Annotated in this window: 16 protein-coding genes; 7 read left to right on the forward strand and 9 right to left on the reverse strand. The window is 73.2% G+C overall.

Annotated elements, in window-relative coordinates; genetic code table 11:
- Window positions 1-32 precede the first annotated feature (32 nt).
- The 4 genes from RM446_RS10480 to RM446_RS10495 all read right to left on the reverse strand — a co-directional run bounded on the left by RM446_RS10480 (window position 33) and on the right by RM446_RS10495 (window position 5,736).
- Window positions 33-1,292, reverse strand: coding sequence for a multidrug effflux MFS transporter (locus RM446_RS10480; RefSeq protein ID WP_398694898.1), 1,260 nt, complete (start codon window positions 1,290-1,292; stop codon window positions 33-35).
- A gap of 836 nt (window positions 1,293-2,128) precedes the next feature.
- On the reverse strand, window positions 2,129-4,060 hold the full coding sequence (locus tag RM446_RS10485; protein ID WP_311545137.1) for a glycosyl hydrolase family 18 protein: 1,932 nt from the start codon (window positions 4,058-4,060) through the stop codon (window positions 2,129-2,131).
- Window positions 4,061-4,587: 527 nt separating this feature from the next.
- Window positions 4,588-5,256, reverse strand: coding sequence for a dienelactone hydrolase family protein (locus RM446_RS10490; RefSeq protein WP_311545021.1), 669 nt, complete (start codon window positions 5,254-5,256; stop codon window positions 4,588-4,590).
- Window positions 5,257-5,352: 96 nt separating this feature from the next.
- Complete coding sequence (locus RM446_RS10495; protein WP_311545022.1) at window positions 5,353-5,736, reverse strand: DUF3140 domain-containing protein; 384 nt, start codon at window positions 5,734-5,736, stop codon at window positions 5,353-5,355.
- Between the two features lie 383 nt (window positions 5,737-6,119).
- On the opposite strand from RM446_RS10495, the gene RM446_RS10500 reads away from it, so the two are divergent.
- The gene (locus tag RM446_RS10500) at window positions 6,120-6,533 is read left to right on the forward strand and encodes a ChaB family protein (RefSeq protein WP_311545023.1); all 414 of its coding nucleotides are present in this window, start codon (window positions 6,120-6,122) and stop codon (window positions 6,531-6,533) included.
- Window positions 6,534-6,631: 98 nt separating this feature from the next.
- Here RM446_RS10500 and RM446_RS10505 read toward each other — a convergent pair whose 3' ends face one another.
- A complete protein-coding gene (locus RM446_RS10505; protein WP_311545024.1) occupies window positions 6,632-7,324 on the reverse strand; it encodes a MerR family transcriptional regulator in 693 nt (230 codons plus the stop codon).
- A 99-nt stretch (window positions 7,325-7,423) separates the two neighbouring features.
- Between RM446_RS10505 and RM446_RS10510 the strand changes: the two genes are divergently transcribed.
- A complete protein-coding gene (locus RM446_RS10510; RefSeq protein WP_311545025.1) occupies window positions 7,424-7,900 on the forward strand; it encodes a DUF6194 family protein in 477 nt (158 codons plus the stop codon).
- Between the two features lie 64 nt (window positions 7,901-7,964).
- Here the strand turns inward: RM446_RS10510 and RM446_RS10515 are convergent, their stop codons facing one another.
- Window positions 7,965-9,032: a glycosyltransferase family 9 protein gene (locus RM446_RS10515; protein WP_311545026.1), complete on the reverse strand. Its 1,068-nt coding sequence runs from the start codon at window positions 9,030-9,032 to the stop codon at window positions 7,965-7,967.
- 82 nt (window positions 9,033-9,114) lie between these two features.
- On the reverse strand, window positions 9,115-9,534 hold the full coding sequence (locus RM446_RS10520) for a CBS domain-containing protein (protein WP_311545027.1): 420 nt from the start codon (window positions 9,532-9,534) through the stop codon (window positions 9,115-9,117).
- 299 nt (window positions 9,535-9,833) lie between these two features.
- Between RM446_RS10520 and RM446_RS10525 the strand changes: the two genes are divergently transcribed.
- The 5 genes from RM446_RS10525 to RM446_RS10545 all read left to right on the forward strand — a co-directional run bounded on the left by RM446_RS10525 (window position 9,834) and on the right by RM446_RS10545 (window position 17,229).
- Complete coding sequence (locus tag RM446_RS10525; protein ID WP_311545028.1) at window positions 9,834-10,061, forward strand: DUF3040 domain-containing protein; 228 nt, start codon at window positions 9,834-9,836, stop codon at window positions 10,059-10,061.
- A gap of 216 nt (window positions 10,062-10,277) precedes the next feature.
- Entirely contained in the window at window positions 10,278-11,873 is a 1,596-nt protein-coding gene (ctaD, locus tag RM446_RS10530) for an aa3-type cytochrome oxidase subunit I (RefSeq protein ID WP_398694941.1), read from the forward strand.
- Between the two features lie 653 nt (window positions 11,874-12,526).
- On the forward strand, window positions 12,527-12,892 hold the full coding sequence (locus tag RM446_RS10535) for a hypothetical protein (RefSeq protein ID WP_311545030.1): 366 nt from the start codon (window positions 12,527-12,529) through the stop codon (window positions 12,890-12,892).
- A gap of 68 nt (window positions 12,893-12,960) precedes the next feature.
- Complete coding sequence (locus RM446_RS10540) at window positions 12,961-15,522, forward strand: ATP-dependent Clp protease ATP-binding subunit (protein ID WP_311545031.1); 2,562 nt, start codon at window positions 12,961-12,963, stop codon at window positions 15,520-15,522.
- A 462-nt stretch (window positions 15,523-15,984) separates the two neighbouring features.
- Entirely contained in the window at window positions 15,985-17,229 is a 1,245-nt protein-coding gene (locus tag RM446_RS10545) for a glycosyltransferase (protein ID WP_311545032.1), read from the forward strand.
- Window positions 17,230-17,472: 243 nt separating this feature from the next.
- Here RM446_RS10545 and RM446_RS10550 read toward each other — a convergent pair whose 3' ends face one another.
- Window positions 17,473-18,324 carry a SigB/SigF/SigG family RNA polymerase sigma factor gene (locus RM446_RS10550; RefSeq protein ID WP_311545033.1) on the reverse strand — a complete coding sequence of 284 codons (852 nt, stop codon included), beginning with the start codon at window positions 18,322-18,324 and terminating at the stop codon, window positions 17,473-17,475.
- A 501-nt stretch (window positions 18,325-18,825) separates the two neighbouring features.
- Window positions 18,826-19,530, reverse strand: a complete 705-nt coding sequence (locus RM446_RS10555) for a GAF and ANTAR domain-containing protein (protein WP_311545034.1) — start codon at window positions 19,528-19,530, stop codon at window positions 18,826-18,828.
- Window positions 19,531-19,956 lie beyond the last annotated feature (426 nt).

Here is a 19,956-nt window from a genome sequence, read left to right on the forward strand (position 1 = left end):
CGCGGTCTCCCTGGTGTGACCGCGGGCGCGGTCTACCTGGTGTGCCCGCGGGCCGCGGTCAAGGCGAATACGCCGGTCGCCGCGAGCCCGGTGACCAGCATGACCAGCGCCATGCTCGCCATCGTGGTCCCGCCGTGCAGCCCGGCCGTGGCGGCGAGGGTGCCGCCGATGGCGAACTGCAGGGTCCCCAGCAGCGCTGAGGCGCTGCCGGCCGAGGACGCCGGCTGGCTCACGATGGCCAGGGTCGTGGCGTTGGGCGAGATGAGGCCGGTGCAGAACATCATCACGAACAGCACGGCCGTCACCGAGACCAGCCCGGACAGTCCGGTCAGGTGCAGCGCCAGCAGCACGGCGACCGAGGCGAGGGCGCCGACGAGGCCCAGCAGCAGCCGCCGGGCGGCGTGCATCCGGCCGACGAGCGCGGCGTTGACCTGGTTTCCCAGGATCATGCCGAGCGTGTTGATCCCGAAGATCAGGCTGAACTGCTGCGGCGTCGCGCCGAACTCCTCCTGGGAGACGAACGAGAACGCCGAGATGTAGGTGAAGGTCATAGCGAAGCTCAGCGCCATGGTCAGCGCCGGGCCGATGAAGCGCGGGTCGACCACCAGGCGGCCGAAGAGCCGCAGCATCTGCCCGGGGTCCTGGCGCACGCGCTGTCCCGCCGGCAGGCTCTCCGGCAGCCCGAAGAGGACCAGGGCGAACCCGGCGAGGCCGGCACCGCCCAGCACGGCGAAGATCAGCTGCCAGGGGCCGACGAGCAGCAGTTGACCCCCCAGCAGCGGGCCGAGCATCGGGGCGAGCCCGACCAGCAGCACCAGCCGGGAGAAGAACTTGGCGGCGGAGTCGCCGTCGAAGGTGTCGCGCACCACGGCGCGCGAGATCACCATCCCGGCCGCGGCCGCCAACCCCTGGACGAAGCGAACCGCGGTGAACACCTCGGCCGACTGCACGACCATGCACAGCAGCGAGGTGGCGGTGAAGGCCGCGATCCCCACGAGCAGCGGCTTTCGGCGGCCCAATTGGTCGCTGAGCGGGCCGATGACCAGCTGGCCCAGGGCCAGGCCGACCATCACGGCGGTCAGCGTGAGCTGGATCCGGGACTCGGGGGCGTTCAGGTCGGCCGCGATCTGCGGGAACGCGGGCAGGTAGAGGTCGGTCGCCAGGGAGCTCGTCGCGGACAGGACCCCCAGGATGAACACGAGCAGGACGATCGACCGCCGGGGACGGTCGGCACGCTGAGTCGGCGTCTGCGGCGCGGCGTCGGTCCGCGGGCGCACAGCGGTAAGGCTCACTCACACTCCAGCAGGCATGACGAAGGAACACCGGAAAACGGCGGACTGGGGCACCGTGAAACCGCGGGAGGGCCGGTGCGCGGAATGGCCCCATCGCGGGGCACCGTCGCTGCAACACGGGACCCCGTTTGCTAAGTCCCGGTAGGTCGTTTATCTGCCCGTGATGTGAATTACGGTGCTGGAGCGCCCGCAGAGCCGGGATTCAGGCGAATGTGAGCGCGCGCACGATTGTGCGCCGCCCGGCGGGGCTTTGCCGTCCGGCGGCACCCGCGACCGCCGGCGTTGCGAATTCTTGGCGATCCGCATGCATGATCGGAGGTTGTGCGGATAGCCGGTCCCCTACACGCGATGGGAAGAGTCGAGGGCCTCTTCCGCGTGGGGGTGCTCGTCCCCACGGGCACCCGGACTCGCGGACGGGAGTACGCGCAGCGCGGAAACCGTCCCAAGGCCGGCGCCCTGCGGTATTCGGGGGGAGCCGCGGGCGCCGGCCGCTTCCGCGTCGGGCAGCGTGCCTGCTCGCCCGGACGGCGCGGGGGATGATCCCGGCCGGGGCGCGGTCCGTCCGCAGCCGGCGCCCCGGCCGTCCGTACCGGCACATCCGCGGCCCCGCCGGCCGGTGCCCGCAGTCTGAATGCGGCGAGCGCACGCGCTGCGGGGGCGCGCGTGCGCTCGTTCCGCGTCCCGCCGCCGGTCCGGGCGTCCGGTCGGCGGCGGGACGGTGGGCCGCGTGCACGGCGAGGTGCACGGCGGAGGGAGTGCGGCCCCCGCTGACCCCAGCGGCCGCACGCCCGCGGGAGCCGGGCCGGGAGGAGCGCCCGGCCCCCGAGTGCGGCCGGTCAGGCGCCGTCGAGGGCGCCGTCGATCGCCGCCATCAGGCTGCCCTGGGCGTCGTCGCCGTCCAGGGACCAGGCCATGATCCCGCCCAGGCCCTGCTCCTTCGCCCAGGCGACCTTCTGCCGCATGGCGGTCGGGTCGTCGTAGGTCCAGAAGGTGGAGCCGTCGTAGAGCCAGGCCGTTCCGGCCTCGTCGTCGCGGTGCAGGGTGTAGCCGGTCAGGTCCTTGAGGTTCTTGTAGTCGTCGATCCCGTTCTCGAAGGGTCCCTGCGCCGCGCCGGAGGAGGGCTGGTGCAGCCCGTCGCCGTCGGGCCCGGCGGAGACTCCCGTCCACCCGCGGCCGTAGAAGGGGACGCCCATCACCAGGTCGGCCGGGTCGGCGCCGCGGTCGATGTAGGCCTGGACCGTCTCCTGCGTGCTGTAGGTGTCGGGCCCGGGGTCGCCGGGGATCGGCGTGAGGTTGGACTGGTGGTTGGTGGTGTCCTCCCAGGCGCCGTGGAAGTCGTAGCCCTGCACGGTGACGAAGTCGAAGTCCTCCATCAGCGCGCCCACCTCGTAGCCGGCCTCGATCTTCTCCGGGTCCGCGGCCATGAAGGAGCTCAGCTCGTAGGAGCGGCCGTTCTCGGCCTCCAGGGCGTCGAGCTGCTCGCGGAACTCCTGCACCAGGGCGGTGAAGTTCTGCTTGTCCTCGGGCCGGAAGGTGTTGTCGGGGTGGCCCGCCGAGGCCGGCCACTCCCAGTCGAGGTCGATGCCGTCGAAGAGTCCCGCGGCCGATCCGGTGCCGCCGGCTCCGTCGATGACCGGCAGGTTGCCCCGCAGGTACATGTCCACGCAGGAGCTGGCGAGCCGCTCGCGAGACTCGGCTGTCAGCGCGGCGTCGGAGAGGTTCTTCGACCACGTCCACCCGCCCAGCGAGATCAGCACCTTGAGGTCGGGGTGCTTCTCCTTGAGCTCGCGCAGCTGGTTGAAGTTGCCGCGCAGCGGCTGGTCCCAGGTGTCGGCGCTGCCGTCCACGCTCTCGGCCGCGCCGAAGGAGCGGCCGTAGTCGGCGTAGGCGTCGCCCTCGCCCGGCTGGTTGGCCATGAAGCACTGGCCGTCGGCCGAGACGTTGCCGAAGGCGTAGTTGACGTGGGTCAGCTTCTCGGCAGTGCCGCTGGTGTCGACGTCCTGGACCAGGTAGTCGCGGGCGTAGATGCCCCACTGGGTGAAGTAGCCGACCCTGCGGTCGCCGCCCGGCCCGGGGTCGCCGCCGTCGTCGGCGGGGGAGGTGCGCACGGTGACCGGGTCGCCGGCCGCCGACCGGTTGCCCGCGGCGTCGTAGGCCCGCACCGAGAACGTGTACTCGGTGTCGGCCGCCAGCCCGCCCACGGTGGTGCCGGTCGCGGTACCGGTGGTGGAGGCGGCGACCTCGCCGCCGCGCAGCACCTCGTAGCCGGCGACGCCGACGTCGTCGCTCGCGGCGTCCCAGTTCAGGGTGACGCTGTCGGCGGTCTGGGCGCCGGATCGCAGGCTCGCGGGAACCGAGGGCGCCTCGGTGTCCTCGGAGGGCGCGCCGCCCGAACACGGTGCGCCGTCGATCGTGCAGGTCGTGGGCTCGGTGGCGGTCGTACCGGAGGAGAAGGAGCCGTTGAACCCGATCCCGTAGCTCCCGCCGGCGGGGACCGGCGCGCCCCAGGAGGGCGGAGTGACGGTGTAGGTGCCGCCGGACTCGGCGACGTCGGCGTTCCACATGCTGCTCACGGCGGTGCCGTCGGGGAGGCTGAACTGCATCGTCCAGTCCCGCAGGGCGGTGTCGCCCTCGTTGATGATGGTGAACTGGCCGCTGTACCCGGTCTCCCAGGTCTGGCCCTCGGTGTAGACGACGGTGGCCTCGGCGGCGGCCGCCGCGGGTGCGGCGTGCAGCGGGCTCACCGCGAGCGCGGCGGCGAGCGCCATCGCGGCCGCCGGTCTAATGCGGGGGATCTTCACGTTCGTTCGCTCCTACTGCGCCGAGCGGGGCGGGGGGAATGCGGTGCCGGGCGCGCGGGTCGGGCCGCTCGCTCGGCCGGTGGGGCGGCAGGGCGCCGGGCCGGGGGCCGGGCCGCCGCCGTGCGCGGCGGAGGCGGGCGGCAGCGGGGGCGCGCGGGCGTTGCCGGCGCAGGGGAAAGGCACGCTCATCGGGTTCCGTCCGTACTGCGATTGGTCTTCGCTTATTTTTTAGGAAACTTAACTATTAGTTCTTGGCGAAGCAATGGGACGAAGGGGATCAGGGTGCGGCGCCGATCGCCGTGTGTACGCGGCGGGTGACCGGAACGGTCGGTGAGCTGGTCGCGTACAGGGTCGCGCGGTGCACTCGGCAGTGTTGGCCGAATCCGGCCACGAACACACGTTGACCGGTGCGACGGAGTGGGGGAGTGCAGGTCGGGTCAGGGCAGGGGACGGCGCGGCGCGCGGGGCCCGCGGCTCCGCCCGTCGGTGCCGTCTCAGCGCTGACCGCTGGAGCGGTCGGCGCCCAGGTGGTCGCGGAACCAGGCCATCGCGGCACCGGCGACCTGCTCCAGCGTCCCCGGCTCCTCGAACAGGTGGGTGGCGTCGGGCACCAGGTGCACCTCGTTGAGGACGTGCAGGTTCTCCGACGCGGCGAAGGAGACCCGCACGATCGGCTCGTCGGCGCTGCCCGCGATCATCAGCACCGGCGCGGAGACCTCGGCGAGGCGGTCCTCGGCCAGGTCCACCCGGCCGCCGCGGGCGACCACCGCGCCCACCTGGCGCGGGCGGTCGGCCGCCGTCGTCAGCGCCGCGGCCGCTCCCGTGCTCGCCCCGAACAGGCCCACGTCCAGCTCGGCCGTCCGGGCGTCCCGCGCCAGCCAGTCGACGGCGGCCGTCAGCCGCCGTGTCAGCAGCCCGATGTCGAAGCGCAGTTCCCGAGTGGCCTGGTCGGCGCGGTCCTCGTCCTCGGTCAGCAGGTCGAGGAGCAGGGTCGCGAAACCCGCCTTGTTCAGGGCGTCGGCGACCTCCCTGTTGCGAGGGCTGTGGCGCGAGCTGCCGCTGCCGTGGGCGAAGAGCACCACGCCCCCGGCGTCGGGAACCGTCGTCAGATCCCCCGCCAGCTCTGCGTCCCCGTGCGCCACCGTGACCGTCTGCACGTTCATCTCGCTGTTCCTCCCCGTCGTCGCCCCGCCTCTGCTACCGCCCCGCGGCGGTCCGAAACCCCGCGGGCCCGCGACGGCGGCGGCCCTCAGCGGCGCTTACAGGGTGCCCTCGGCGCCGGGATCCTCCTCCGGGCTCGCGGGGTCGGGGCGCAGCGGGTCGTGGCCCAGGGTCATCAGGTCGTGCCGCCACTGCTCGCCGCGCTCTTCGGAGGGCACCGCCAGCAGCCGGGCGGCGTTCTCCACCACCTCGCGCATGGTGTCGACGTCATCGGAGGTCAGGTCGACCCGGCGCTTGTCCAGGATCTCCACGATGCGCCGGCCGAGCCGGGAGACGTCCATCGAGGGCTCGGCGGAGAAGGTGTCGGGCCCCGAGGCGTCGGTGAGCAGCCAGCGGCGCAGCTCCTCGCCGTGCATGTTCACCGTGGCGTGGAACCCGCGCCACAGCTCGGCCGTCTCGGGGTCGAGGCGTTCACGCACCATGTCGGCCTCCTGCAGGTCCGGGCTCCACCGGTGTGCGCGGCGCACGTGTCACTATCCACCTACCTGCGCCTCCTCGCCCCCAAACCCCTCGGGACCCGCCCCGCGCGGCGGCCGGGCCGCTCCGGCGCCGCGTTTGGCGCGGGTCGATGTCGGTAGCGGCGCGGCAAGGCCCTTCGTTGCCGTGACCGAGCCGAAGAGGGGCTCCGACCATGCCGACACAGGCGGAAGAGTTCCTGCGCAGCCATCTGAGCGGCCCCGGCGACGCCGACGCGTGGACCAGCTCAAGACCGCGCGCACCGAGCCCGACCCCGCGCTGCACCGGGCCTGCCGGAGGCGGCGGTGCTCTCCACCGGCGCCCGCACGACAGCGGAAGGAGGACGCCGATGCCGGCGCGTGAGGAGCTTCCCGCCACTTTGCGGCGCTCGCCGCAGGGTGCCCAGGAGACCTGGATCAAGGCCCACGACTCCGCCGTCGACACCTACGGCGAGGGTGAGCGCGCCCACCGCGTGGCCTACGCGGCGCTCAAGCACCGGTACGAGAAGGTGGGCGGCCACTGGAAGCCGAAGGAGCGCAAGGGCCCCTCCGACAAGCAGGCGGCCAACCCCGAGGCGCCCAAGCGGCGCGGCGGGGACGAGCCGACCGCCGGGGGCGTCGACGCCAACGCCAGCAAGGAGCACCTCTACGAGCGCGCGCAGGAGGTCGGCGTCCGGGGGCGCTCGAAGATGAGCAAGCGCGAGCTGGTCGACGCGCTGCAGAAGGCCAGCCGCACCCGGACCCGCGAGGCCCGCGGGTCGTGACCGAAGCCGCTACGCCGCCTCGGCGCGGCGGCCGCTCGCTCCGGCCGCCCCCTCGCGGCCGGCCGCCTCCTGTGCCCGGCGCCGCCGGGGTGGGGGTGTCACCGGGCCTGCGCCTCCGAGCGCTCCAGCAGCGCGTGCAGTGCGGCGGCCGCTTCCAGGAGTCGGCGGGACCGGGTGTCGAGATCGGCTTCTCGCTCGCGAAGCGCGCCGGCGACGTCGTCCCACCCCCGGTTCCGGCGCAGCCGGGGCATCAGGCCCTGGAGGGCACCGATCCGGTAGCCGGCCCGGCGCAGCTGGTGGACGATCCGCGCGTCCCGCACGTCCGTCGGCGCGTACGAGCGCCGGCGGCCCTCCGGCCGCGCAGGCGCGAGGAGGCCCTCCGCCTCCCAGTGCCGCAGGGTCGAGGGGCGCACGCCGAGCGCGTCGGCGAGTTCGCCGATGCTCATCGCATCCGCGGGCCGGGCGTCGTCGACCGGCTCCCCGGTGATCTCCGCAGCCGCCCGCTGCGCAGTCCGCAGGCCGTCGCGCTCGGCGTGCAGCCGCGCGTGGGCCGAGTCGACGAGCGCGAGCAGCGTCGCGGCCCGCGGGCGTCGGGCGGCACGCATGATCCGCTTGGCCTCGACAGGGTCGACGGCGGCGGCCAGCGCGCGGTACACGAGTGCGGCCTCCACATGGGCGGGTCCCAGGGCCCGGTAGCCGGACGCCGATCGGGCTGCGGGAGGCAGCACCCCCTCGTTCTCCAAGAGCCGGATCTGCTGCACCGAGCAGCCGACCCGCCGGGCGACGTCCACCGGCCGAAGCGGGTCTTGCAGGCTTTTCCGGCTACGACCGGCGGAAGAAGTATCGGAAGTCTTCATAAGCACTTCAATGTAACGCTTGAGGTTATGGAGATGAACGACATCATCGAACACGTACGCGCGATGGACGGCGTCCTCGTACTCGAACCGCGGGAGGGCGACGGGACCCCCGAGATCGCCTGGGGCGACGTCTTCTTCTACTACGCACCCGACGGAGTCGTCCCCAGGTCGCAGCCGTTCGCGACCGTCGTGACGAAGGACTACCCCGACGACACCGCTTCCCGGCTCGACCGCCCGGGCTTCTTCCGGGTGAACGTGGCCGCCGGAGCCGAGGGGTTCCGCCGGTGGACCGGGCACGGGCCGAAGGAGCCGCCGCCTCCGGGGGCCGACCCGAGCGCCGCCGACACCGTCTGCGCCCATCCCCTCTACGCCGGCCTGAGCTGGCTCGCCGTGGTCAACCCCGGCCCGCGGACCGCGGAGGCCGTGGAGGAGCTGCTAGCGACCGCCCACCACCGCGCGCGTGAGCGGTTCGAGCGCCGCGCGCCCAGCGGCCGGGGAAGCGGGCGATGACGGCCGCGAGCGCGCCGCCCGGCTCCGCGTGCGGACGGCGCGCGGAGCACCGTCCGCACTGAGCTCAGCGCGGCGGTGACGCGGAGGCGGGCGCCGCCCGGAGCCGGTGCGGCGCCCGCGGTGCCGGCGGGGAGGGGGAACGGGCCGCGGGCCGCGTGCGGCCGAGGACCCGCTCGGCGGCCGCGGCGGCCTCGGCCACGCCGATCCGCAGCAGCCCGGGAGCGGGCGCCCCGCCGTTCGGGTCCCCGGGCTCGCCGTACCACAGGCAGGCGTGCCGGTCGGCGTCGATGCGCGGCCCCCACAACGCGGGGTCGACCGGTCCGAAGAGCACGACCGAGGGCGTGCCGTAGGCGGTCGCCAGGTGTGCGGCGCCGGTGTCGCCGCACACCACGAGGGCTGCGTGTGCGACCAGGGCGCCGAGCTCCGGCAGCGTCGTCCGCCCGGCCGGCACCCGCTGCTCGTCCAGCCCCGCCCGGTGCGCGACCTCCAGCGCGAGTCGGCGCTCGGCCGCCGAGCCTGTGATCACCACGTCGAGCCCCGAGTCGGCCAGCCGCCGCGCCAGGGCCGCGAAGCGCTCGGGCGGCCAGCGCCGCGCGGCAAAGGCCGCACCCGGGTGCACGACGGCCGCGCCCGCGTGCTCTTTCGGGGGACGGGGAAGCGGCAGCCGCAGGTCGGTGGGGTCGGCGCTGATGCCGTAGTAGGCGAGCAGGCGGCACCACAGGTCGACGTCGTGCATCTGGCGCGGCCACTCGGGGCCCAGGGTCCCGGCAGCCGGAGAGGCGTGCGTCCACAGCCGCCCCGGTCCCAGCGCGCGCAGCGCCTGTACGGATTCGGGGCCGCTGCCGTGCAGGTTCACCGCGGCGCCGGGCGGGACCGGATGGCGCCACGGCGGGGTCCGGGGCCCTTCGGTGGGCAGCAGCGTCCACTCCAGCCCCGCGAGCGCAAGCAGGTCGGCGTGGGCGCGGGGTGCCGCGAGGTCGATCGGGTCCCCGGGGCGGGCGCGGTCCAGCGCCCGGAACGCGGGTACCGCCGTGAGGAAGCCGCCGAGGCCGAGCGCGCGCAAAACCAGCAGGCGCGGTCGCGCCTCCCCGCTGCCTCGCTGCGGGCTCGTGCCCGCCGCGGCGTCGCTCATGGTGGCGCCGCTACCGCAGCCCGTGCGGCGCAAACCCGCCGGCCCGGGCGGAGCACCGCCCCGGGCCGCCGAGCGCGCCGGGTCAGATGTTGGCCCGGCTTCGGCTGATCGACGCCAGCACCGACGAGGGGTCGCGCTCCTCTGCGAGGTCGCCCAGCGAGACGACGCCCACGACGCGGTCGGCGTCGACGACCGGCAGACGCCGCACCGCGCCCTCGCGCATCACGCGTACGGCCTCGTCGATGCTGTCGCCGGGGCCCACCACCGACAGGCGGCCGCTCAGCGCGCCGCCGGCCGTGGCTGTACCGCAGTCGGTGCCGTCGGCGACGCAGCGCACCACGATGTCGCGGTCGGTCAGCACGCCCAGCACCGTGTCGTTCTCGGTCACCACCACGTCGCCGATGCCCTTGTCCCGCATGATGACGGCGGTCTCGTACAGCGTCGTCTGCGGAGACACGGTGTAGGGAGGCTGCGTCATGATCTCCCGAACCTGCTCGGCCATGGGATCCTCCTGCGTTGCGGCTGTCCCGGATTCGGATGTCGGGTTCGCTCAGGGCCCGCGCCGCGCCCGCGCTCGTGCGCCGGACGCGGCGCGCGGGTCGCCCCTGTGCCTCTGCGCGCCCTCTACCGCGGTCTGGGCAAGCCAAACCGCGCCCTGCGCGGCGCCCGCAACGGGCCGTGACCTGCCGCGACGGGTGCGCAGAGCCGACGTTAGGCCGGCGTCGGCGCGGGTAGCGGCGCGCTCGCCGATCCGCGGCCGGTCGGGCGGCGCGGACGGTGGAGGAGAGCAGGAGGACGGCGATGGCCCTGGAGCGCGGTGAGAGGGCGAAGCTGGACCGGATCGGCCGGAACCTCGCCCGGGAGGACCCCGAGTGCCGTCGGCGCCTGCGGGAGTACTCCGACCGGCTCGCCCGAAACGCCGGCGAGGCCGACCGCGAGCCGGCGCCCTGGGCGGCCGTCCTGGTGGTGTGGGCGGCCGTACTCACGTCGGCGCTGATCCTTCTCGCCGCCACCGTGGGCGCCGACTGAGCACCCGCCCGCCGCGTCCGCGCCGCGGCACCCCGGTTCCCCCGTCGCGAGCGTGCCCGCGGGCCGGCGAACGGGCCGGGAGCGGGCCTTCACGAACCTCCCGGTCGCTGCCCGGGTGAGACGAACGGAGCATCGATGACCCAGACCGCGCGCTCGGAGCGGGAGGCGTCGCATGAGCGCGGTCCGATCGCCGGAGGAACGACCTTCGTCGGCTGGATGTCCTCCACCGATCACAAGGTGATCGGCAAGATGTACCTCATCACCTCGTTCGCGTTCTTCGTCGCGGCGGGCGTGATGGCGATGCTGATCCGCGCCGAGCTGATGTGGCCTGGGATGCAGGTCGTGACCCACGAGGGCTACAACCAGCTGTTCACGGTCCACGGCACGATCATGATGCTGCTGTTCGCGACCCCGCTGTTCGTGGGGTTCGCCAACGTGATCGTGCCGCTGCAGATCGGCGCGCCCGACGTGGCCTTCCCGCGGCTGAACATGTTCAGCTACTGGCTGTTCCTCTTCGGCGGTCTGATGGTCGTCGGCGGCTTCCTCACACCGTCGGGAGCGGCCAGCTTCGGCTGGTTCGCCTACACGCCGCTGTCGGACGCGGTGCGCTCGCCCGGCCTGGGCGGGGACCTGTGGGTGCTGGGCCTACTGGTGTCGGGCCTGGGCACCATCCTCGGCGCGGTCAACTTCATGACGACGATCGCGGTGATGCGCGCGCCGGGCATGACCGTGTTCCGGATGCCGCTGTTCACCTGGAACACCGTGCTCACCGGCGTGCTGATCCTGCTCGCGTTCCCGGTGCTGACCGCGGCGCTGGCGGCGCTGGCCGCCGACCGCATCCTCGGGGCACAGGTCTACGGCGCGGCCCACGGCGGCGCGATCCTCTGGCAGCACCTGTTCTGGTTCTTCGGCCATCCCGAGGTCTATATCGTCGCCCTGCCCTTCTTCGGGATCGTCACCGAGGTGATCCCGGTCTTCTCGCGCAAGCCGCTGTTCGGCTACGGGGGGATGGTCGCCGCCACGATCACGATCACCGGGCTGTCGATGACGGTGTGGGCCCACCACATGTTCGCCACCGGCGCGGTGCTGCTGCCGTTCTTCTCGTTCATGTCGTTCCTCATCGCCGTGCCGACCGGGATCAAGTTCTTCAACTGGATCGGCACCATGTGGCGCGGCCAGCTCACCTTCCCCTCGGCGATGCTGTTCTCCGTGGGGTTCCTGGTGACGTTCCTGTTCGGCGGGCTGACGGGGGTGATCCTGGCCTCGCCGCCGCTGGACTTCCACGTCACCGACTCCTACTTCGTCGTGGGCCACTTCCACTACGTGCTCTTCGGCACGGTCGTGTTCGCGATGTTCTCCGGCTTCTACTTCTGGTGGCCCAAGATGACGGGCAGGATGCTCCACGAAGGGCTGGGCAAGGCGCACTTCTGGTCGCTGTTCGTCGGTTTCCACACCACGTTTCTGGTCCAGCACTGGCTGGGCGTAGAGGGGATGCCCCGCCGCTACGCCGACTACCTGCCCTCAGACGGGTTCACCGTGCTGAACATGGTCTCCAGCATCGGGTCGTTCGTGCTGGGCGCCTCGACGCTGTTCTTCCTCTGGAACATCTGGTGGACTGCGCGCAACGCGCCCCGGGTCGAGACCGACGACCCGTGGGGCTACGGGGTCTCCTTGGAGTGGGCGACGTCGTGTCCGCCGCCGCGCCACAACTTCACCACGCTGCCGCGGATCCGCAGCGAGCGGCCGGCGTTCGACCTGAAGTTTCCGCGTGTGCCGGGGCCGCAGGAGGCCGCCGACCCGGTAGAGGGCTGAGCGCGGTCCCGCACCGCGCGGGACCGCTCCGGCCGGTGCAGGGCGTCCGCACGCCGAGCCGGTCGATGGCGGTGTGGCTGCGGCGGACGCGGCGGCCATGAGCAGCGCGCCCGGACCCCCTGCAGTAGCGAAGGGCGCGCCCGCGAGACCGGGACGGACGGTCTCGCGGGCGCGGTCTGGGTGCCGGGTGGCCACCCGCGACGCCCTGCGCGGGTGGCCGGGGGCCGTGACCCCGCGCCGCGGAGGCGGGGCGGGCGCCCGGGGCGCGGCGAGGGCGGTGTGTACCGGCACGGGCCGGGCGCGCTTCCCGGATCGGCCGCCCGGCACCGCATTTGGTTGAGAATTGAACGATCCGGCCGGATTCTACCCGCTCAACCCGCCGCCGCCGAATCGTGCCGGGGGTGGGCCGAGACCGGAACGCGGCGCACACAGTCGCCGCCCATAACGGCACGGCCGAACCAGGGGTCGCCGCTTCCGACAGGCGGAGCCGCTGCGCAGGGCGCGCTGCCCGCCGCCCTCGGCACTCCCCGCTCCGACCGGCGGTTTCGCCGCAGGGGCCACGGGTAGCGGCGGGCCCCGAAGGCGACACCGGCGCGCGGCGCGACCGCGCGCCCCGACGCTGGGACCGAGCGCGGGGAACGGAGTGATGTTCCATGTCCGCTGAGCGGCACGCACCGCCGATCGCAGGGTATGAGGGCCTGCCCGTCGGCACGCTGCAGCATCGCGTCCGCGCGCTGACACAGGAGCAGATGCGCGACCTGATCGGCTATGAGGCCGCACACGCCGACCGGCCCCAGGTGCTGGAGATCCTCCGATCGCGGCTGCGGGAGCTGGAGAACGGCGCCGAGCCCACAGGCGGCGACCAGGACTTCCACCCGGAGACACCGCAGGCGGCCCGGGGCGGATCCCGGGTCGGCACGGGCGGGCAGGCGCCCCCGGGCAACCCGCCGCCGCACGGCGTGCCCGCGCAGCCTGCCAAGCCCAAGGGCGACAACCCGCCCGGCACCGGAAACGGGTGACGGAGAACCCGCCACACGCCGACCGGGGCGCCCGACCGGGCGCCCTGTTCCATGAGGAGGCCCCGGCGATGACACACGACTTCCCTGCGGGAGGCGGAGGCGACGATCCCCGCTCCTTCGAGGAGTTCCTGGCGCGCTTCTTCGGTCCCGGCGGCGCGCGCAGCGCCTCGCAGCGCGTCGACCTGTCCAAGCTGATGGACACCGCCACCCGGGAGGTGGTGTCGGAGGCGCTCGCGCGCGCCTCCCAGAGCGACCGGACCGATCTGGACGCCGCCCACCTGCTGTGGGCGGTCCTGCGCTACGCACCGGCCCGCGAGCTGGTCCAGCGCACCGGAGCCGACCCCGAGGCGCTCGCGGCGTCGGCCGGGAGCGAGGCCGAGCGTGCACCCCAGGCCCGGCCGGGAGTACCGGCGCTGACCCCGGCGGCCAAGCGCACCCTGCTCGACGCACACCAGATAGCGCGGGCGATGGGCCGGCCCCTCATCGCGCCCGAGCACATGCTCTTCGCGCTCGCGGTCAACGGCGAGTCGCGGATGGGCCGCATGCTCGCCGAGTCCGGCGTCACCCCCGAGTCGCTGCAGTCGGCGGCGAGCGCGGGCCCCGCGCCCGCGGGCGCAGGTACGCAGAGCGGCACCGCCGCCCGGCAGGAGAGTACGACGCCCAACCTCGACGAGTTCGGCACCGACATCACCGCCCTCGCCGGCGAGGGTCGCCTCGATCCGGTGGTGGGCCGCGAGTCCGAGGTCGAGCAGACCATCGAGGTGCTGGCGCGCCGCCGCAAGAACAACCCGGTGCTCATCGGCGACCCCGGCGTGGGCAAGACCGCCATCGTCGAGGGCATCGCCCAGCGGATCTCCGACAACGACGTCCCCGACACCCTCAGCGGGCGCAGGCTCGTCCAGCTCGACCTGGCCGGCGTGGTGGCCGGCACGCGCTACCGCGGCGACTTCGAGGAGCGGGTCCGCAACATCATCGAGGAGATCCGCAACGACGACAAGCTGCTGATCTTCATCGACGAGATGCACACCGTCGTGGGGGCGGGCGGAGCCGAGGGCGCGATGAGCGCGGGCAACATGCTCAAGCCCGCGCTGTCCCGCGGCGAGCTGCACATGATCGGCGCCACCACCCTCGACGAGTACCGGCAGAACGTCGAGAAGGACGCGGCGCTGGAGCGCCGCTTCCAGCCGGTGCTGGTCTCCGAGCCCGGCGTCGCAGACACCGTGGAGATTCTGCGCGGCCTGCGCGACCGCTACGAGGCCCACCACCAGGTCCGCTTCAGCGACGACGCCCTGGTGGCGGCCGCCGAGCTCTCCGACCGCTACCTCTCCGACCGGTTCCTTCCGGACAAGGCGATCGATCTGGTCGACCAGGCGGGCGCGCGGGTGCGCCTGCGCGCCAAGCGGCCCAGCGTCGACGTCCGCGAGCTGGAGGAGCGCCTGCGCGAGCTGGAGGCCCGCAAGGAGCAGGCGGTACGCGACGAGGACTATGAAGCCGCCTCGCAGGCTCGCGACGAGGCCAACCGGACCCGCGAGGCCATCGCCGAGGTGCGCGACACCGGGCCAGAACAGGTGCCCGTGGTCGGGAGGGAGGACGTCGCCGAGGTCGTCTCGCGGATCACCTCGATCCCCGTCTCCCAGCTCACCCAGGAGGAGCGCGAGCGGCTCACGGGGCTGGAGCAGCGGCTGCACTCCCGCGTGGTCGGCCAGGACGAGGCCGTCGCCGCGGTGGCCGAGGCGGTGCGGCGCTCGCGCGCCGGACTCGCCCCGCCCGACCGGCCCATCGGCAGCTTCCTGTTCCTGGGGCCCACCGGCGTCGGCAAGACCGAACTGGCGCGGGCGCTGGCCGAGGCGCTGTTCGGCTCCCAGGAGCAGATGATCCGCTTCGACATGAGCGAGTTCCAGGAGCGCCACACCGCCGCGCGCCTGGTCGGGGCGCCCCCCGGCTACGTCGGCTACGAAGAGGCGGGCCAGTTGACCGAGGCGGTGCGGCGCTCGCCCTACTCGGTCATCCTGCTCGACGAGATCGAGAAGGCGCACCCGGACATGTTCAACCTGCTGCTGCAGATGCTCGACGACGGCCGCCTCACCGACGGGCAGGGCCGCACCGTCGACTTCCGCAACACCGTGGTCATCATGACCAGCAACCTGGGGTCGGAGTTCGTCACCGGCGGCGGGCCAATCGGTTTCGTGGGCTCCGAGGAGGGCGAGCGCGACCGCGCCACCCGCGAGCGGATCATGGCGCGGCTGCGCGACGAGTTCCGGCCCGAGTTCCTCAACCGCGTCGACGAGATCATCGTCTTCGCCCAGCTCACCGAGGAGGAGTTGGCGAAGATCACCCGACTGCTGCTGGAGGAGACGGCGCGCCGGCTGCACGCCCAGGACATCGGCATCGAGTTCACCGACGACGCCGTGCGCTGGCTGGCGGCGACCGGCCACCAGCCGGAGTTCGGCGCCCGCCCGCTGGCCCGCACCATCCAGCGCAGCGTCGGCAACCCGCTCTCGTCCCGGCTCCTCGACGGCGAGGTCGCGCCGGGCGACCGCGTGACCGTGCGGGTCGGCGACGAAGGGCTCGACTTCAGCGTGGACACCAGCGCCCGCCGCACCGAGGAGAGCCGGGCCGCGCGGGCGTGACCGCCCGGGGCGCGGGCGGTCACTCCGCGGCCGCCGAGGGCCGCGGCGGGGCCTCGGACGACCGTGCCGACAGGAGGCCCGCCGATCCGCGCCGCGCCAATGTCCGGCGGTTCCGCCCACGGCAGGCCGTGCGGCGCTCATCCCGCATTTCGTCACACAGCGTGGCTACAGTTCCCCGTAGGCGAGGCAGGTCGTTTCAGAGACGCTGCGATCGGTAGTCCACTGATCGCGCTCACAGGGCGGGGATCCGCCGCCGCACGAGCCGGGGACCGCGGGCAGGGGAAGGAGTCGACGGCCCATGAGCTTCCTCGGCGTCAACGCCCATCAGCACCGCCCGCGCGCCGAACCGGCCCGCACCCCGCGCCGCCCAGCAGGGCGGGCCGCGCGCCGAACCGCCCTGCACCGCTGTTTCGTCGATCGGTTCCTCCGCGGCCGGGACCGGATACCGAAGGAGGTGACACCGTGAGAGTCGCCATCGTCTCCGAACATGCGAGCCCGCTGGCAGCCCTCGGCGAGCAGGACACCGGTGGGCAGAACGTGCACGTCGCCGAGCTGGCTGCGGCCCTCGGCGCGCGCGGCCACGAGGTCGTGGTCCACACGCGCCGCAGTGCCCCCGGCGATCCCGAGACGGTCGAGTCCGCGCCCGGCGTGCGCGTGCACCACGTCGACGCCGGACCCCCGCACCCGCTCGGCAAGGACGACCTGCCGCCCTACATGGGCGAGTTCGCCGAGCGCCTCGCCGAGGCGTGGAACCGCGACCGCCCCCACATCGTCCACGCCCACTTCTGGATGAGCGGGCGCGCCGCCCTGGACGCGGCCGCAAGGACCGGCATCCCCGTGGTGCAGACCTTCCACGCGCTGGGCGCCGAGAAGCGCCGCCACCAGGGGCCCGACGACACGAGCCCTCCCGAGCGGGAGAGCACCGAGCGCGACGTGGCACACCGGGTCGACCGGATCGTCGCCACGTCCGGCCAAGAGCGCCGCGAGCTGCGCACCTGGAACGTCGCCCACAACCGGATCACCGTGATCCCCTGCGCCGTCGACTGCGGATCCTTTCGCCCCGAAGGGCCCGCCGCCGAACGCGGGGACCGGCCCCGCATCCTCACTCTGGGCCGACTGGTGCCCCGCAAGGGGATCCGCACCGCCATCGGCGCGCTCGCCGGGGTGCCCGACGCGGAGCTGGTGGTCGTCGGCGGGGCCCCGCCGGAGCGGATCGACGCGGACCCGGAGATCGCCGCACTGCGGGCGTCCGCCGGGGACGCCGGTGTGGCCGACCGCGTCGTCTTCACCGGCGGCGTTCCCCGCTCGCGGGTGCCCGAGCTGCTGCGCTCGGCCGACATCGCCGTCAGCGTGCCCTGGTACGAGCCCTTCGGCATGAGCACCGTCGAGGCCATGGCCTGCGGGGTGCCGGTCATCGCCTCCCACGTGGGCGGCCACCTGGACACCGTCGTCCAGGGCGTCACCGGTCGGCTCATACCTGCGCGCGATGCCCGCGCCCTGGCCTACTGGATCCGCCTGCTGCTCGCCGACCCCGTCACACGCGAGAGCCTGGGGATCGCGGCCGCCGACCGCGCCGCCGTGCGCTACACGTGGCCGCTGGTGGCCCGCCAGACCGAGGACTGCTATGTGGGCGTGCTGCGCGAACGCGGCCGCGAGCTGCCCGGGCCGGGGGGCGAATCCTCCGCCCTGGCCGCGGGAGGCGTCTGATGCACCCCCGGCTGGAACGCGCCCCGGCGCCCGGCCGTGCGGTCCCGACCTCATCCGCCAGGGGTCGGCCGCCGAGCCCGTCACCGCCTCAGGCGACGGCATGCAGACCCGGTCGGTCTGCCGTGCCGACGACACCGCCCGCGGCGAGTCCGCCGGGCCGGTCGGGCCCCCGGTGCACGCATAGGGCCCCGGGGAGCACGGCTTCCCCGGGGGCCCGGTCGTGGGACACCCTCGCTGGTTCCCTCAGACGTCGGGTACCAGCTGCTTGCGCAGCTTGGCCAGCGACGCCGAGAGCGTCCGTGAGACGTGCATCTGCGACAGGCCGACGATCTCGGCGATCTCGGCCTGGGTCTTGTTGCCCGCGAACCGAAGGAGCACGATCCGCCGGTCGCGCGGCGAGAGGGTTGCCAGTGCCGGCCGCAACGACGCGCGGTCGGCGGCGCTCTCCAGGTCGCGGTCCTCCGCGCCGAGCGTGTCGCCCAGCGTCTTGTCCTCCTCTTCGGCCCCGTAGGGCACGTCGAGCGATAGGGCGCTGTAGGCCGAAGAGGCGTCGATGAGCTCGAGCGTGTCGTCGACGCTCATCTCCAGCCGTTCGGCGATCTCGGCGACGGTGGGCGAGCGGCCGTGCTCCTGGGCGAACGATGCTGTCACCCGGTTGAGCTCGGGCCGCTTCTCCTGGTACTTGCGCGGCACCCGGATCGCCCATGTGCGGTCCCGGAAGTGGCGCTTGACCTCTCCGGTCATCATGGGCAGGGCGTAGGAGATGAACTCCTTGCCGTACTCGGGCTTGAAATCGCGGATCGCCTGGACCAGGCCGACTGTCACAACCTGGCGCAGGTCCTCCTCGGGCTCACCGCGGTTGCGGTAGCGGCGGGCGATACGGCGCACGACCGGCGCATGCAGATCCACCAGGGTCCGATAGATCTCATCGCGCTCGGCCGGGCCCGCTGACCCACCCTTGAGCTGGGCGAACAGTTCCCGAGTGCGGGCGTAGTAGGCTTCGTCGGTTTTGCTGTTCCCGCGGTGGTTCCCACGGGAACTGCGCGGACGCGGTACTGCGGTCTCTCGTTCGCGGAGCGTGCTCGATGCGCTCATCGTCAACGTTCCTTCTGCGATCGGAGTTGACCACCGACCACATGCCCCCCGGATCGCACGGCGCGTTGTGCCCCAAGCCGGCGATGTAACTCCCCCGTAGTGTGCGGTGGTTCACCGCAGCGGGGGCCGGGACGCACATGATGGCGTCATAGGCCGCGCTGTCGGACCTCCTGCACAACACGTTGACCATATCGAGATATGCGCGATCAGGCCAGCCGAACCCGTCCGATTCCGCCTGGTTTTGCGGTTAATTAACACGTGAGATTGCGAAGCTGCAGGGTAGACGGGGCGAAGGCGGCGGCGGCCTTTGCCATCGGGAATCTCACGCGACCGCTTTCCCGTGCCGGGGCGGCACGCGTTTGCGGGGGCATCGGTCCGTGGAGGACGGCGCCGCGGGTGGGCGTCGTGGCGGCACCCGCATCCGCCGCGAGGAGCTTGCCCGGACATTGCGCCGGCTTGCCTCGGCCCGCCCGGGCGCGCCGGGGCGGAGGAGGGGCGGGGTCAGTTCACGGGTGAGGTGGGGTCCTCGCCGGTGAGGGCGATCTTCTCGGCGAGTTCGGCGAGCTTGACGTTGAGGTTCTGCGACGCCTCGCGCAGGCGCTCCCAGGCCTGGTCGGCGGTCATGTGGTGGCGCTCCATCAGGATGCCCTGGGCCTGGCCGATCGTCTCGCGGGTGTCCAGGGCGCGGCTGAGGTTGGAGATGTGCCGGTTGGCGGCCAGAGCGGAGGCGGCCTGCGCCGAATAGACGACTCCGACCTCGTGGGAGTCCTCGCCGAAGGACTGCGGGCGCCCCGCGTAGAGGATCAGCACGCCGAGGGTCTCGCGCGCGGTGAACAGCCGGAAGCTCAGCAGGCTGCCGATGGGCAGCTTGGCGGCTTCGGCGGCGTACCTGGGCCAGCGTGTGGACGAGGTGAGGTCGGGGAGGTAGACGTAGGTCCCCTTGCCCATCGAGTCCAGCGACGGGCCTTCGCCCAGCTGCAGCTGAAGCGCATCGCTGCGGCGCACGATGTCGTGGGTGCACACCGGGGTCTGCAGCCTGCTCCGCGACTCCACCAGGCTCACGCCGGCGTAGTCGCATCCGGGGACGGTGGTCACAGCCAGGTCCACCGTCCGCTGAAGCGTCGCGCGCAGGTCCGGTTGGACGAACAGCGAGCGCACCACCTCGGCGAAACCTCGGGGTGAGGGAGAGTGGTCCTTGTTGAGCATCGCACGCCCTCCTGTGCCGTTATTCGAGCGCCGACTCGAATCGCCTCCCCGGCGCGAAGCCCGCGCACAGCACAAGGCGCCCGGTCAGGTGACCGAATGGCTTCGCAGCGTGAGAATCGAGGTGCGACCGATCCGGTCGTAGGCCTTCCCGATCGAATGCGAGTATTGCCCGCACTCCTTGCGTGTGTCAACGACTGTACCTGCCGCCGGACGGGGGCGATTCGCGGACCTCGCGGCCCCCGGGTCCGCAGACCTCGCGGAATTTCCGGTGTCGGTGCCGCAGTGGGCCGGTGGAGGCGTTCACGCGGCCGCTTCCGGGATGCCGCGCGCAGGACCGCTCCGCTGGGCAGCGGGCGGCGGATTCCACGCGGTTCGGCATCGAACGGGCGCGCGACGGGAGTCGGGACCTTCGTCCCGGGATCCTGG

This window comes from Streptomonospora wellingtoniae, from assembly GCF_031845375.1.
GTDB lineage: Bacteria > Actinomycetota > Actinomycetes > Streptosporangiales > Streptosporangiaceae > Streptomonospora > Streptomonospora wellingtoniae.

Bases quoted from the DNA above. Each gene is read 5' to 3' on its own strand.
- RM446_RS10525 (WP_311545028.1), top strand. From the start codon at position 9,834: ATGGCCCTGGAGCGCGGTGAGAGGGCGAAGCTGGACCGGATCGGCCGG.
- RM446_RS10500 (WP_311545023.1), top strand. From the start codon at position 6,120: ATGCCGGCGCGTGAGGAGCTTCCCGCCACTTTGCGGCGCTCGCCGCAG.
- RM446_RS10485 (WP_311545137.1), bottom strand. From the start codon at position 4,060: ATGGCGCTCGCCGCCGCGCTCGCGGTGAGCCCGCTGCACGCCGCACCC.
- RM446_RS10540 (WP_311545031.1), top strand. From the start codon at position 12,961: ATGACACACGACTTCCCTGCGGGAGGCGGAGGCGACGATCCCCGCTCC.
- RM446_RS10535 (WP_311545030.1), top strand. From the start codon at position 12,527: ATGTCCGCTGAGCGGCACGCACCGCCGATCGCAGGGTATGAGGGCCTG.
- RM446_RS10510 (WP_311545025.1), top strand. From the start codon at position 7,424: ATGAACGACATCATCGAACACGTACGCGCGATGGACGGCGTCCTCGTA.
- RM446_RS10520 (WP_311545027.1), bottom strand. From the start codon at position 9,534: ATGGCCGAGCAGGTTCGGGAGATCATGACGCAGCCTCCCTACACCGTG.
- RM446_RS10490 (WP_311545021.1), bottom strand. From the start codon at position 5,256: ATGAACGTGCAGACGGTCACGGTGGCGCACGGGGACGCAGAGCTGGCG.
- RM446_RS10495 (WP_311545022.1), bottom strand. From the start codon at position 5,736: ATGGTGCGTGAACGCCTCGACCCCGAGACGGCCGAGCTGTGGCGCGGG.
- ctaD (WP_398694941.1), top strand. From the start codon at position 10,278: ATGTCCTCCACCGATCACAAGGTGATCGGCAAGATGTACCTCATCACC.
- RM446_RS10555 (WP_311545034.1), bottom strand. From the start codon at position 19,530: ATGCTCAACAAGGACCACTCTCCCTCACCCCGAGGTTTCGCCGAGGTG.
- RM446_RS10550 (WP_311545033.1), bottom strand. From the start codon at position 18,324: ATGAGCGCATCGAGCACGCTCCGCGAACGAGAGACCGCAGTACCGCGT.
- RM446_RS10515 (WP_311545026.1), bottom strand. From the start codon at position 9,032: ATGAGCGACGCCGCGGCGGGCACGAGCCCGCAGCGAGGCAGCGGGGAG.